At 63.1% G+C, this 12,925-nt stretch carries 9 protein-coding genes and 1 other annotated feature; of the genes, 8 read left to right on the top strand and 1 reads right to left on the bottom strand.

Features of this window, described 5'->3' with window-relative positions; genetic code table 11:
- The 3 genes from Q0Y42_RS13270 to Q0Y42_RS13260 all read left to right on the top strand — a co-directional run.
- The coding region (locus Q0Y42_RS13270) for a hypothetical protein (protein WP_297804639.1) at positions 1-184 on the top strand (184 nt) is incomplete at its 5' end.
- Positions 184-735: a type 1 glutamine amidotransferase domain-containing protein gene (locus Q0Y42_RS13265; protein ID WP_297804634.1), complete on the top strand. Its 552-nt coding sequence runs from the start codon at positions 184-186 to the stop codon at positions 733-735. The genes Q0Y42_RS13270 and Q0Y42_RS13265, both read left to right, overlap by 1 nt.
- Positions 736-815: 80 nt before the next feature.
- The gene (locus Q0Y42_RS13260; RefSeq protein WP_297804631.1) at positions 816-2,444 is read left to right on the top strand and encodes a globin-coupled sensor protein; all 1,629 of its coding nucleotides are present in this window, start codon (positions 816-818) and stop codon (positions 2,442-2,444) included.
- Between the two features lie 52 nt (positions 2,445-2,496).
- Here the strand turns inward: Q0Y42_RS13260 and Q0Y42_RS13255 are convergent, their stop codons facing one another.
- Positions 2,497-3,951, bottom strand: a complete 1,455-nt coding sequence (locus Q0Y42_RS13255; protein ID WP_297804627.1) for a SulP family inorganic anion transporter — start codon at positions 3,949-3,951, stop codon at positions 2,497-2,499.
- A gap of 42 nt (positions 3,952-3,993) precedes the next feature.
- Positions 3,994-4,062, bottom strand: a sequence feature (sul1 is cis-regulatory element that is thought to sense ions involved in sulfur or methionine metabolism; They are found in Alphaproteobacteria).
- A 147-nt stretch (positions 4,063-4,209) separates the two neighbouring features.
- Here Q0Y42_RS13255 and Q0Y42_RS13250 point away from each other — a divergent pair.
- From Q0Y42_RS13250 to Q0Y42_RS13230, 5 genes are all read left to right on the top strand, one after another.
- Positions 4,210-5,181: a hypothetical protein gene (locus Q0Y42_RS13250; protein WP_297804624.1), complete on the top strand. Its 972-nt coding sequence runs from the start codon at positions 4,210-4,212 to the stop codon at positions 5,179-5,181.
- Between the two features lie 127 nt (positions 5,182-5,308).
- Positions 5,309-6,550, top strand: a complete 1,242-nt coding sequence (locus Q0Y42_RS13245) for a putative DNA modification/repair radical SAM protein (RefSeq protein ID WP_297804621.1) — start codon at positions 5,309-5,311, stop codon at positions 6,548-6,550.
- The gene (locus tag Q0Y42_RS13240) at positions 6,550-7,989 is read left to right on the top strand and encodes a UdgX family uracil-DNA binding protein (protein WP_297804618.1); all 1,440 of its coding nucleotides are present in this window, start codon (positions 6,550-6,552) and stop codon (positions 7,987-7,989) included. The genes Q0Y42_RS13245 and Q0Y42_RS13240 overlap by 1 nt, the downstream gene beginning before the upstream one ends.
- A 337-nt stretch (positions 7,990-8,326) precedes the next feature.
- Positions 8,327-9,376 carry a helix-turn-helix domain-containing protein gene (locus Q0Y42_RS13235; protein ID WP_297804615.1) on the top strand — a complete coding sequence of 350 codons (1,050 nt, stop codon included), beginning with the start codon at positions 8,327-8,329 and terminating at the stop codon, positions 9,374-9,376.
- A 234-nt stretch (positions 9,377-9,610) separates the two neighbouring features.
- Positions 9,611-12,925, top strand: a 3,315-nt coding sequence (locus Q0Y42_RS13230; protein WP_297804612.1) for a hypothetical protein, incomplete at its 3' end; no start/stop codon positions are given.

Here is a 12,925-nt window from a genome sequence, read left to right as displayed (position 1 = left end):
GGTTCCCGCACAACAAAAACAGCCCCGCCAATCAGCGGGGCTTTTTGCTGTCTGGCGTATGCCTTCTTGGATCATCAATAAATGTCGCGTCGGGTGTCGGATAGTGCGGAACGATCCGTGGGCGGACATGTTTGTTTACGGTTGGGAAGGCATAGCGGTGGTGACACCAGAGAAGGACTTCTGATGTCACTGAAAGATAAGACGGCTGCGATTTTGCTGGCTCCTCGCGGGAGCGAGGATTCCGAGTTTCACACCCCAAAGAAGGCCTTGGAAGAGGCCGGCGTGAGGGTTGTGGTAGTGGGACTGGAGGAGGGCGAAGGTCAAACCTTCAAGAACGATCTCGACCCCGTGGCTCGATACAATGTCGACAAGGTCGCGGCTGAAGCGATGGCCGACGACTATGATCTGCTCATCATTCCCGGCGGGACTGTTGGGGCGGACAAGTTTCGCAGTGAAGCGGCCGCGATCGCACTGACCAATGCTTTCGGCGAGGCTGGAAAGCCCGTTGCCGCAATCTGCCATGCCCCATGGCTGCTGATCGAAGCGGGCCTGGTGAAAGGCCGACGCATGACGTCCTTCAAGAGCTTGCGGACGGATCTGGAAAACGCAGGAGGGATATGGGTTGATGCCGCGGTCGTCGAGGATGGCGGTGTGATCACCAGTCGGGGGCCCGACGATTTACCTGATTTCATTGAGGCACTTATTCGTGCACTAAGCGACACGGCTAAGCATTAATACGTAATCTGAAGTTAGAAAAACATAACAAAGATATCCGGATGATATGGCTCAGCTTCCCCCACGACTGAGGATTAACCATGTCGGACAGCACTGCTTTGAACGAACGCCTGTCTTTCATCAGGATGGACGGCGATACGCGCCAAGCCCTAGCGGCGGCCCAGCCGGTCATCGAAGGCGCTCTCTCGCAAAGTCTGGACGACTTCTATTCTCAGGTCCGTGCCTATCCGGCGGTCGCGCGCTTCTTTAACTCGGAACAAATGATCTCTGGGGCCAAGACGGGGCAGTCCCGCCACTGGTCCCAGATTGCCTCGGCCCGCTTCGACAGTACCTATACAGACAGCGTCCAGCGCATCGGTGCTACCCACGCCCGCATCGGACTGGAGCCGCGCTGGTACATCGGTGGCTATGCGCTTGTTCTGGATGGACTGGTCCGCGCCGTGGTTGAGGATCACGAGAAGAAGCGTAAGCGCTTTGCCAAGGGTGATGGCGGCAAGAAGCTGGGCCAGACGCTGGGCGCTGTGGTCAAGGCCGCGCTGCTGGACATGGACTTCGTGATCTCCATCTACCTAGAGGCGGCCGAGAAGGCGCGCAAGGAGGCGGACGCCCTGAGAGCCGAGGCGGAAGCGGCTCAGAAACGCGTGGTGGAGGCAACCGCCCAATCGCTGGCCCGCCTGGCCGATGGAGACCTGACGGCGCGCATTCATGATGAGTTTACGGGCGACTATGCCCAGCTGAAGAACGACTTCAATGCCGCCATGGAAAAGCTGGAAGCGGCCATGTGCGAGGTGTCCGAAAACGTCGGGCTGATGCGTGCGGGGGCCAAGGAAATCAGCGGCGCGTCTGACGATCTGTCCAGCCGCACCGAGCGTCAGGCCACGTCGCTGCAGCAGACCGCTGCAGCGCTGGACGAGATTACCGTGACTGTGAAGCGCACCGCCGAAGGCTCGCAGAAGGCCAGCCAAGTGGTCGGTGCCGCCAAGCAGGACGCCGAGCGCAGCAGCGAGGTGGTTGCCGATGCGGTGACCGCCATGGGCGAGATCGAAAACTCGTCCGACCAGATCAGCCGCATCATCGGCGTGATCGACGAGATCGCCTTCCAGACCAATCTTCTGGCTCTCAATGCGGGTGTGGAAGCGGCGCGGGCAGGCGATGCAGGCCGCGGCTTTGCCGTGGTGGCGTCCGAAGTGCGCGCACTGGCCCAGCGTTCGGCGGATGCGGCCAAGGAAATCAAGACTCTGATCTCGTCCAGCACCACCCAGGTTAAGAACGGGGTGAAGCTGGTCGGTCAGACGGGCGAGGTGCTGAACGATATCGTGGGCCGCGTTTCCGAGATTGCCGAGCTGATGAATGAGATCAGCGCCTCGGCACGCGAACAGGCGACGACCCTGGCGGAGGTGAACGACTCCGTGAACCAGATGGACCAGACCACCCAGCAGAATGCGGCCATGGTCGAGCAGTCAACGGCGGCCTGTCACCACCTGACCAGCGAGGCCGAGAAGTTGACGGAGCTGGTCAGCCGGTTCCGTGTGGCCGAGACCCGAGCCTCTGCGCGTCGACCGCAGGTCATGCAGGCGACCGGCACCGATCCGGTCCCCACGCGCCATGCGCCTGACGTCGCCGTCAGCCTGGCCAAGCGGCGCGTTGCTGGCGGCGGGGCGGCAACTGCCCTGAACGTCGTGGCCAATACGGACTGGGAAGAGTTCTAAGCAAAGAAAAACAGGCGGGTCGAAAGGCCCGCCTGTTTCCGTATATGGCGGCTTAAAGCGATTGGGCCGTCAGTCGGTCCAACATGTCACGGCTGGCGTTGTTCAGGCCCGTCAGCCGCACCTCCGCGCCGCGCGCCTGATAGCGGGCTACGACCTTTTCGAGGGCCGCAACGCCGGTCTGGTCCCAGATGTGGGCGTTGGACATGTCGATATCGACGCGCTGGGGCTGGCCGTGGTGCTCGAAGCTGGCGGTGAACAGGCCCGCCGAGGCGAAGAAGACCTGCCCGCTGACGCGATAGCCCAGCACGCCTTCGGGGGTGTCGGCGATCTCCTCGACCACGACCATGCGCGCGACCTTGCGCATGAAGAAGACGGCGGACATCAGCACGCCAACCACTACGCCCTTGGAAAGGTCGTGGGTCCACAGCACGACACCCGCAGTCACCAGCATAACCAACGTCGACTGGATCGGCAGGGCGCGGATACGCCGGATGGAGGACCAGTCAAAGGTCTTGAAGGAGACCATGATCATCACACCGACCAGTGCGGCCATGGGTATCTCGCCAACCCATTTGGCCAGCACCAGTATCAGCACCATCAGGAAGATACCGGCCCACAGGGTCGACAGCCGCCCGCGACCGCCCGATGTGACGTTGATGATCGACTGGCCGATCATGGCGCAGCCCGCCATGCCGCCGAACAGGGAGGCGGCGATGTTGGCAATGCCTTGGCCGCGCGTCTCGCGGTCCTTGTCGGACGGGGTGTCGGTCATGTCGTCCAGCACATTGGCCGTCAGCAGGGTCTCCATCAGACCGACAAAGGCCAGTGTCAGCGAGACGGGGGCGATGATCGACAGCGTCTCCCACGTCAGCGGCACCGCCGGGATGTGGAACGAGGGGAGCGTGGTCGGCAGCTGCCCCATATCGCCCACCGTCTTGACGTCCCAGCCCAGCAGGGCAGAACCCACGCTCAGGATGACAATCGCCACCAGAGGCGAGGGGATGGCCCGTGTCAGGCGCGGAAAGCCATAGATGATGGCCAGCGAGGCCAGCACCAGCGCATAGGCTTGCCAGTTCGCGCCCGCCAGATGCGGAAGCTGGGCCAGAAAGATCAGAATGGCGAGCGAGTTCAAAAAGCCGCTCATCACACTCTTGCTTACGAAGCGGATGTAGCGTCCCAGTTTCAGCAGGCCGGCGACAATCTGGATCACACCACAAAGCAGCGACGCGGCGAAAAGGTATTCAATCCCGTGATCCCTGACGAGCCCGCCCATCAACAGGGCCATGGCACCGGTCGCAGCGGAAATCATGGCCGGGCGACCGCCGGTAAAGGCGATGGTCGCGGCAATAATAAAGCTGGCGTAGAGGCCGACCGCCGGATCGACACCGGCAATGATCGAAAAGGCGATGGCTTCTGGGATCAGGGCCAGCCCGACCACTGTACCGGCCAGAAGGTCACGATAGGGGTTAGCCAGCCATTGTTGGCGGGCCGATTTCAGTAATGACATAGCGTTCGCGGGGCGGAAGCTGCGCGACAGCGGCAGTTTCGAGGTTTGTCGGCGGATAGGCGGCCGACATAGCCATCCTCGGATCGCTATCTTGCGGTGCGAGGATCCATGTGTGGCGCTTCAATGCCGTGAACGCGCCGTGGGGGCAAGGGCGACGGCCCTCTACATTCGCGCAGCCGAAAATCCCGCATTTATGGTGAAGCTTATTAACGGTGATGGGAGTATGGAAACGGCGTTTGGCTCTGGGGGATACAGGCTGTGATTCAGAAAGTGCGCAAGAAGGGGCTGGCCGGTGCGGTGGCAGCCCTTGTTGTGATTGGGGGCGCTGTCGCGGCCTATAGTCTGTCGACGGGACAGAGTGGCCCGGAAATTGCCGTTGATGATGCCGCGGCTGCGCTGGCGGCTGCGGGCGAATTCGAAGCCCTGCGGGCGGCGGAAGATGCCGCACCGGATGAATCGAACGGTATGATTTTCTGGAGCGAAGGCTCCGAGGCCCGTGAAGTCCAGTTTGGCGACGTGAAGGCAACCATCGAGCCTGTCGCGGTGGGCGGCTCGACCAGCGCGCGCCTGACGCTGACGGACGGGCAGGGGCGAACCTTCCAGGTTCAGGATGAAGGCAATCTGGCTATCGAGGCTGTAAGTCTGGATCGCGCCGTCGCAGCCAAACAGATTTTTGTCCGCTATGACAGCGGCGGCTCGATGTGCTGCCTGACCGAGTTTCTTTTGACGCCAACGGCGACGGGCTGGAAGCGCATGAACCTGTCGGGGGCGTGGGACCCGTCGGTCAGCGAGATCATAGACATTGACGGCGATGGCCGCGCCGAGATCACCCGTGTGGACCCGATGGTCCAATATGGCTTTTCGGACATGAACGAAGGCGTGTTCATGCCGCGCATCGAAATCATCGAAAACGGCCGGATTGAAGATCGCACGACGAACGCGGCCTATCGTGACTTCTATGTCGGTCTGTACGGGGACTATCGTCAGAGCTGTGCGGACAACAAGACCTGGCAGGCCTGCGCCGCCTATGCCGCTGTGGCGAGCCTGATCGGCAAGCTGGACGAAGCCATGCCGCTGGTCCTGCAGGCCGAAGGCAAGGGCAGTGCGCGTTTGCCGTTCGCGTGCCGTGGCGGCAAGGCCTGCGTGGACGACAACAAGAAAGTCCGCGCCTTTGGCAACTATCGCGATGCGCTGGACTTCGTGCTGAAGAGCGGCGGCTACAAGGCCTGATCCAGTCAGGTGCTTGCAAAAAGCGGTCGGACCCATGGTCCGGCCGCTTTTTGTTCTGACCAAGGTCTGAGGCCATACCGAAACGGCTCCGCTGGACCTTGAGTACGATGGAACGTATCATGAACAAATGGCGCAGATCGATCTCAGGCGTAAGCTTTCCATTCTGGCGGATGCGGCGAAATACGATGCATCTTGCGCATCATCGGGCGCGAAGAAGCGCGACTCGCGCGGGGGCACCGGCGTGGGTTCAACCGAGGGAATGGGCATCTGTCACGCCTATACGCCCGATGGTCGCTGCGTCAGTCTGCTGAAAATCCTGCTGACGAATTTCTGCATCTACGACTGCGCCTACTGCATCAACCGTTCCAGCTCGAACGTCGAGCGTGCGCGGTTCAGTGTGGACGAGGTCGTGGACCTGACGCTGGCCTTCTATAAGCGCAACTATATCGAGGGCCTGTTCCTGTCGTCGGGCATTATCCGGTCCAGCGACTATACGATGGAGCAACTGGTCGAGGTGGCCCGCAAGCTGCGCGAGGAGCATGACTTTCGCGGCTATATCCACCTGAAGCTGATCCCTGAGGCTGACCAGCGCCTGATCGATCTGGCGGGACTGTATGCCGATCGCCTGTCGGCCAATATCGAGCTGCCGCGCGATGAAGCCCTGGGGCGGCTGGCCCCCGAAAAGGACGCCCGCGTGATCCGCAAGGCCATGGGGCAGGTCCGCCTTCGGATGGAGGAGGCAAAGCCGGCCAAACGCGACCGCATAAAGCCGCCCAGCTTTGCACCGGGTGGCCAGTCTACCCAGTTGATCGTGGGAGCGGATGGCGCGCCCGATACCGAAATCCTGCACCGATCATCGTCACTGTACGGGGGCTATGGTCTGCGCCGCGTCTATTATTCGGCCTTCAGTCCCATCCCCGACAGTTCGGCGATCCTGCCCGTGTCGCGCCCGCCGTTGATGCGCGAGCATCGGCTTTATCAGGCGGACTGGCTGATGCGTTTCTATGGCTTTACTGCCCCCGAGATTGCCGAGGGGGCCGAGGGCGGGATGCTGGATCTGGCGATCGATCCCAAGCTGGCGTGGGCTCTGAAGAAGCGGGAAATCTATCCGGTCGATGTGAACAAGGCCCCCCGCGAGGATTTGCTGCGTGTGCCAGGGCTGGGCGTCAAGGCGATCAACCGCATCCTGTCGGTGCGCCGCTATCGCACGCTCAGGCTGGAAGACGTGGCGCGCTTGACCCGATCGATAGACAAGGTCCGGCCTTGGATCACGGCGCTGGACTGGTCGCCGGGCGGGCTGACCGATGCGATTGACCTTCGCACGCGCTTGGCTCCCGAAAAACAGCCCGAGCAGTTGAGCCTGTTCTGATGCGGACCGTCCATCTGGCGGGGGAAACCGACTTTGACGGCTGGCGCGAGGCGGCGCGGGCCTTGCGGTTGGAAGGGACTGAGCCTGCCCACGCTCGCTTTGTTGTGGGCGCAGGGCAGGAGGGCCTGTTCGCGGATCAGCCTGTTCCGGTCAACGCTACCTCGTCGGCCTTCAAAGTTCCCAAGGGTTTTGTTGATCTGGCGCGCGAGGTCATGCTTCACCGCGATGCGGACCGCTATGACCTGTTGTACCGCCTCCTGTGGCGGCTTCAGGAGGAGCCGGACCTGATCAAGGTGACGTCCGACCGCGATGTCGCCCGCGCCGTCGAAATGGCCAAGAACGTGAGCCGCGCCTCGCACAAGATGAAGGCCTTCGTGCGCTTTCGACAGCAGGGGGAGGGCGCGAACGAGCGCTGGATCGCGTGGTTCGAGCCTGCCCATCGCGTGGTTGAAAAGACCGCACCCTTTTTCGCCCGACGCTATGCCAACATGTGCTGGAGCATACTGACGCCCGACGGCACGGCCCATTGGGACCGCCAGCATCTGACCTTTGGCCCGCCCGCCCGCAAGGAGGATGCGCCGCAGGAGGACGAGGTCGAGGACTTCTGGAAGACCTACTACGCCTCGACCTTCAATCCGGCGCGGCTACGGACCAAAGCCATGCAGGCCGAGATGCCGAAGGCCTATTGGAAGAACCTGCCGGAAGCCGAGCTGATCAGCGGCATGATCGCGGGGGCGTCGGGACGCACCGAACAGATGGTGGCCGCAGAAGCCCCGCAGCCAAACCGCAGGTTCGAGGCCGTGCGCGCACCTGTGGTGGATCGCACGGACACCAGCGAACTGGTGCCCACGTCGCTGGAGGCACTGAAAGAAGGTCTGGCGGGATGCCGCCGCTGTCCTTTGTGGCGGGACGCGACGCAGGCGGTCTGCGGGAAGGGCCCCTCCAAGGCGCGGATCATGATCGTGGGGGAACAGCCGGGCGATCAGGAGGACCTGCACGGCGAGCCCTTTGTCGGTCCGGCGGGACAGGTTCTGTCCGAGGCGATGCGGTATGCGGGGCTAGGGCGCGATCAGGTCTATCTGACCAATGCCGTCAAACATTTCAAACACGAGGCAAAGGGGCGGCAGCGCCTTCACCGCACCCCCAATGCGGGCGAGATCGACAAATGCCGCTGGTGGTTGCAGCACGAGATCGCCTTGGTCGAGCCTCAGTTGATTGTCGCCTTGGGTAGCAGCGCGGCGCGATCGGTTTTGGGGCGGCCGGTGATCCTGTCGCAGATGCGCGGCCAAGTCTTTGCGACGCAAAATGCCCGCGTGCTGGTGACCTATCATCCGGCCTATGTGCTGCGGCACCCCGATCCGGATGAGCGCGAGCGGGCGAAGAAAATGCTCTTTGATGATTTCTCGCGCGCGATTTTCGAGAGCGGATTGGACACGTAATGATTGTGTCGTCTTGTATAGAAAATCTAATAAGCTGAAAAAGAATGTCTCAATCTTTTCACGCATTAGGCTGTGATCGGTAATGTTAAGCCGCCGAACGATCCTTGCAGGAATGTAAAATGATTGAGGTCGATGCTTCCCTAAATTCACCTATTCATTGAATTTTACCCGATATGGGTGTTTTACAATTTAAACTATTGTTAAGATTTGAAGCGATACGGGGGTCGGCTGCGCGGTGTCGGGTCTCCTACATCTTTCGCGTTACTTATAGTTTTGTTGCAACTTTTACGCGTAGCGGGCCGGTGCCGGACAGGTTGCTGCCCATAGTGGTGGTCGTTTGGCAGTTGGTATCCGGGACAGAGACGGGATAGACGGTGACGCGCGTATCGCGCGGTCCGTTCTGGACACATCCCTGCTACCCGAGAACGCCCGCATCGGTGTGTGGCGCGAAACCGCGGCGTCGGTCTGGGAAATCTCGGCGATCACCGACGCGACCTTCTTTGCACAGGTCGATGCCTATCACGCCGGCGACCTGATGTTCGGCAGTGTCGTCAGCTGCTCGCAGAAGACCCAGCGGGACGCAGCCCTGATTGCGTCCGACAGCCTCGACTACTTCCTGATGCAGTTCTACGTCGAGGGAAGCCGCGTGGCGAAGTCCCGAGGCAAGGAACAGGTTCTGTCCAACGGCGACATGCTGATGGTGGACATGAGCCAGCCCATCGAGACGGACTCCACCGCCTATAAGTCGGTCGATCTGGTGATGCCGCGCCGCGTGCTGGAGCCGCTGCTGATCGACCCCGATGCCCATGCGGGACAAAGGCTGATGGCGTCCGATCCTTTGACGGCCCTGTTCAGAGCGCACCTGATGGCCCTGTATCAGGCCGCACCCCACATGACCGAGGCACAGGCGTTTTCGGTTCAGGGGGCAACGCTGGCGCTGGCCGCCGCCGCCCTGAACGGCACCATATCGCCGGAGCATGCCAATTCGGTCCGCGCGGCGGCCTGGCTTCCGGTCCGTAAATACATCGAGGAAAACCTGTCCGACCTGCGCTTGAGCGCCGAACAGACAGCGCTGGCCTTCGGTATTTCGCGGGCGACCCTTTACCGGATGATGGAGCATCGCGGCGGGTTTGCGAATTATTTGCGCCAGCGGCGCCTCTATCGGTGCCGCGATGATCTGGTGAAGCCCGAGAACGTCCACCGCTCTATTGCCGATATTGCGGCCCTTTGGGGCTTCCCCAATCCGTCGTCCTTCACGGTCATGTTCAAGGAACAGTTCGACATGGGGCCGCGCGATTTCCGGCAGCTGGCACGGGGGCGTGTGCGCCGTATCAGCGACAGCGGATCCGAGAGTGACTGGAGCCGCTGGCTGGCCGCGATGAGATGAGGTTTCTCGCCGTTATGGCGAAGCTTGAGACGTCAGGAACATTTCCTGAGACCTCAGACACATTACTGAAATTTCGCATGAATTTTCCATCTGGCGGTCGTTGACCGCCTCCGGCTGTGACTCTAGCAGCCGATGAATATGAAAACATGGGCCTCCCTTGCGAAGGGCGGCCCCTCCGGAGCGCTGTGGGCTGGGTAACAGCGGACGCTCTCGGGGATAACGAGGGGCGAAAGAATGAAAATCACGTCGCGCGAGATGAACCGCATCGCGTCCGTCATTGACCGTGTGGTCGGCGATCTGGATGTGAGGGCCGCGGATGCGGAACTGCGCCGCGTTGTGCGACGTGAGGCCGAGGCTCTGGCAGCAGAGCTGGTCGATGCCAGAACCAAGAGCGCACAGCGACTGCGTGACAGCCTGAGCCGACTGGTCCAGCTGATGGACACGCAGGAGCCAGCTTCGGGCGTTGCACGGCCCAAGTCCCTGATGTCGTGGCAGACCCTGCTCAAAGCGTTGGCGGCGGTTGTGGGTGGTGCGGCCTTTGCGATGCCCGCAGCGGCGGCACCGACGGTGGGCAACACCTTTACCCACCCCTCCTATCCGGGCGTGATCCTGACGTGGAGCGATGTCAGCGGTGGCGACAGCTATATGGCCGTGGCCCCTGACGGCACCCAATATGCGTTTGCTGTCACGCCTTCGATCAATGACGGCGTCCTGCTGCCCGACGGCTCTACCAGCACCGTGGTCGGCTACTATACGGCGGACAATACCTTCACCACATCGGTGACCACCGACGGCACCTTCCTCTATGACAGCGTAACGAACGCCATCGTCACCAGCGCCGCCTATGGCAGCTTTGACGGACTCGGCGCGCCGGTCGTCGCGGGGCAGGTCTCCCTTTCGGTCAGCACGGACGGCGGCTATGCGCCGGACATTCCCGATCCCACGACCACATCGCCGAACCAAATTCAGGACATCCGCAAGGGTTCCAAGGGCAAGAACGGCAACAACGGTTACTTCTTCGTACCGGCAGGCAAAGGCGGCGCGGGCGGCAATGGTCCGGCCTTCACCACCAACCGCATTGTCAGCTCCGACATCAGCGTCGTCACGAGCAGCCCGACGACCAAGGGCGCACCGGCCATCCATATCGCCAGCATCGGCGGCAATGGCGGTGACGGCGGCGACTCCTATGCCAACCTTGCCGGTGGCGGCCGTGCCGGGGGTGCTGGTGGCAGCGGCGGCAACATCAATGTCACGCTCGGCCACACCAACGATGCCCAGATCTTCACCAACGGCTATGCCACCCACGGGGTTGTTATCCAGAGCATCGCCGGTGTCGGCGGCGAGGGCGGCTCGCAGACCGCAACCACGGGCGGCTCCGGCTCGGGCGGTGTCGCGGCCAACGGTGGGCGCGTCATTGCCGATGTGAACCTCGACATCACGACCGTGGGCAATGACTCCCACGGTGTCCTGATCCAGTCGCTGGGCGGCGGTGCGGGCAAGTCCGGCAGCTCTTACGGCCTGTTCGGCTATGCCACCAACGGTGGCTGGGGCGGCAATGGCGGTAATGTCATCGCGACGGTCGGCGGCAATATCGAGACGCGCGGTAATGGCTCCCACGGTGTGGTGGTCCAGAGCATCGGCGGTCAGGGTGGTGACGGCGGCGGCGCGGGCGGCATTGCAGCCTTTGGCGGTGACGGTGGCGTCGGCGGTAATGGTGGCACGGCCAACCTGACCTTCACGGGCAATGTGACTACCCAAGGCGTCGGTTCGTACGGCCTGGTGGTGCAGTCCATCGGCGGATCGGGCGGTAACGGCGGCTCGACCGGTGGTCTGGTGGCTCTGGGTTCCAAGGGGGCCGAAGGCGGTAATGGCGGTCAAGTGATCGCCAGAACGACTGCGGGGTCTCAGGTTCACACCGAAAACGCTCTGTCCTTCGGCGTCTTGGCCCAATCGATTGGCGGCGGCGGCGGTAATGCCGGCATTTCGGCCGGTCTGGTGTCCGTTGGCGGCAACGGTCAGCAAGGCGGCAATGCCTCGACCGTCACGGCCATCATTGGCGGCACGGTCATCACCGAGGGCGTCGGCAGTTCCGGTGTGGTGGCTCAATCCATCGGCGGTGGCGGCGGTACGGGCCGCGCATCTGCCGGTCTTGTCGCTCTGGGCTCCAGCGGTGCCGGTGGTGGCACGGCAGACGATGTCATCGTTTCCGTCGAACGGACGGGCGGCATCAGCACGAGCGGCATCGCAGCCGCCGGTATCCTCGCGCAATCCATCGGTGGCGGCGGCGGTAATGCCGGTACCACGGGCGGTCTGGTCAGCCTTGGCTCCAAGGGCGCAGGCGGCGGCAATGCCGGTGACGTGACGGTCGACAACGACGGCACGATCCTGACCTCTGGCAAGGGCTCGGCCGGTAGTCTGGCCCAGGCCATCGGTGGCGGGGGCGGCGCGGGCGCCTCGGCCGACGGGTGTGTCGCCCTCGGCTCGCAGGGCGCGGGCGGTGGCACGGGGGGTGACGTCGAAGTCACCAACTCCGGCTCTATGGACATTCGCGGCGAGCGCGCACGCGGCATCGTGGCCCAGTCGATTGGCGGCGGCGGCGGTGTCGGCGGCATCGGCGGCGGCGTGTTTGCTTCCGGCGGCAACGGTGGCAGCGGCGGCGCAGCAGGTGGAGCCCGCATCGGCGGTGCTTCGACCACGGTCTCGGACGGTGCCGGTGTCACGGTCAGCAACAGCGGTCGCATCGAAACCCACGGCAACCTCGGCACGGCCATCATGGCCCAGTCCATCGGCGGCGGCGGCGGTGACGGTGCCAACTCGGTCGGCCTGACGGTCGGCCTTGGCGGCACGGCAGGCGCAGGTGGCGCGGGTGGCGACGTCACCGTCATCAACTCCGGCAAGCTGATCACGCATGGTCACGACGCCATGGGCGTCTATGCCCAGTCCATCGGTGGCGGCGGCGGTCAGGGTGGCTGGTCCGCAGCCATCGGCGTGATCGCGGGTGTCGCTCTCGGCGGTGCCGGTGGCAATGGCGGTGACGGTGGCAAGGTCGAACTGGCGTTCGCCGACGAGCTAACCGACGACACCCTGATCTATACCCAAGGCGACCGCTCTACGGGCGTCTTTGCCCAATCCATCGGCGGCGGCGGCGGTAACGGCGGCTTTGCTGTGGCTGAAACGCTTGGCGTGGTCGCGGGCGTGTCCATCGGCATCGGTGGTCAGGGCGGCGAGGGCGGCGACGGCGGTCTGGTGACCGGCTCGGGCTTCACCCACATCGTGACCGAGGGCGATTTCGCAGACGGCATGCTGTTGCAGTCCGTGGGTGGCGGCGGCGGTAACGGCGGCTTCTCGATCACGGCCAACCAGACGGTCGGCGTGGCCAGCGTGAATGTGGGCATCGGCGGCACCGGTGGCGATGGCGGCCTTGGCGGCACGGTCGAGTTCCGCAACGGCGGCGGCTCCATCAGCAACAGCGGCGATTTCTCCAAGGGCCTTGTAGCCCAGTCGGTCTGCGGCGTCGGCGGTATCGGCGGTGACGTGAGCATCTCTTCT

Origin of the sequence: uncultured Brevundimonas sp., from assembly GCF_947305955.1 — a bacterium.
Classification (GTDB): Bacteria; Pseudomonadota; Alphaproteobacteria; order Caulobacterales; family Caulobacteraceae; genus Brevundimonas.
Note: the sequence above shows the minus strand (reverse complement) of the source record. Positions and strands in the feature narration are given on the sequence as shown.

Bases quoted from the DNA above. Each gene is read 5' to 3' on its own strand.
- Q0Y42_RS13265 (WP_297804634.1), top strand. From the start codon at position 184: ATGTCACTGAAAGATAAGACGGCTGCGATTTTGCTGGCTCCTCGCGGG.
- Q0Y42_RS13260 (WP_297804631.1), top strand. From the start codon at position 816: ATGTCGGACAGCACTGCTTTGAACGAACGCCTGTCTTTCATCAGGATG.
- Q0Y42_RS13240 (WP_297804618.1), top strand. From the start codon at position 6,550: ATGCGGACCGTCCATCTGGCGGGGGAAACCGACTTTGACGGCTGGCGC.
- Q0Y42_RS13255 (WP_297804627.1), bottom strand. From the start codon at position 3,951: ATGTCATTACTGAAATCGGCCCGCCAACAATGGCTGGCTAACCCCTAT.
- Q0Y42_RS13245 (WP_297804621.1), top strand. From the start codon at position 5,309: ATGGCGCAGATCGATCTCAGGCGTAAGCTTTCCATTCTGGCGGATGCG.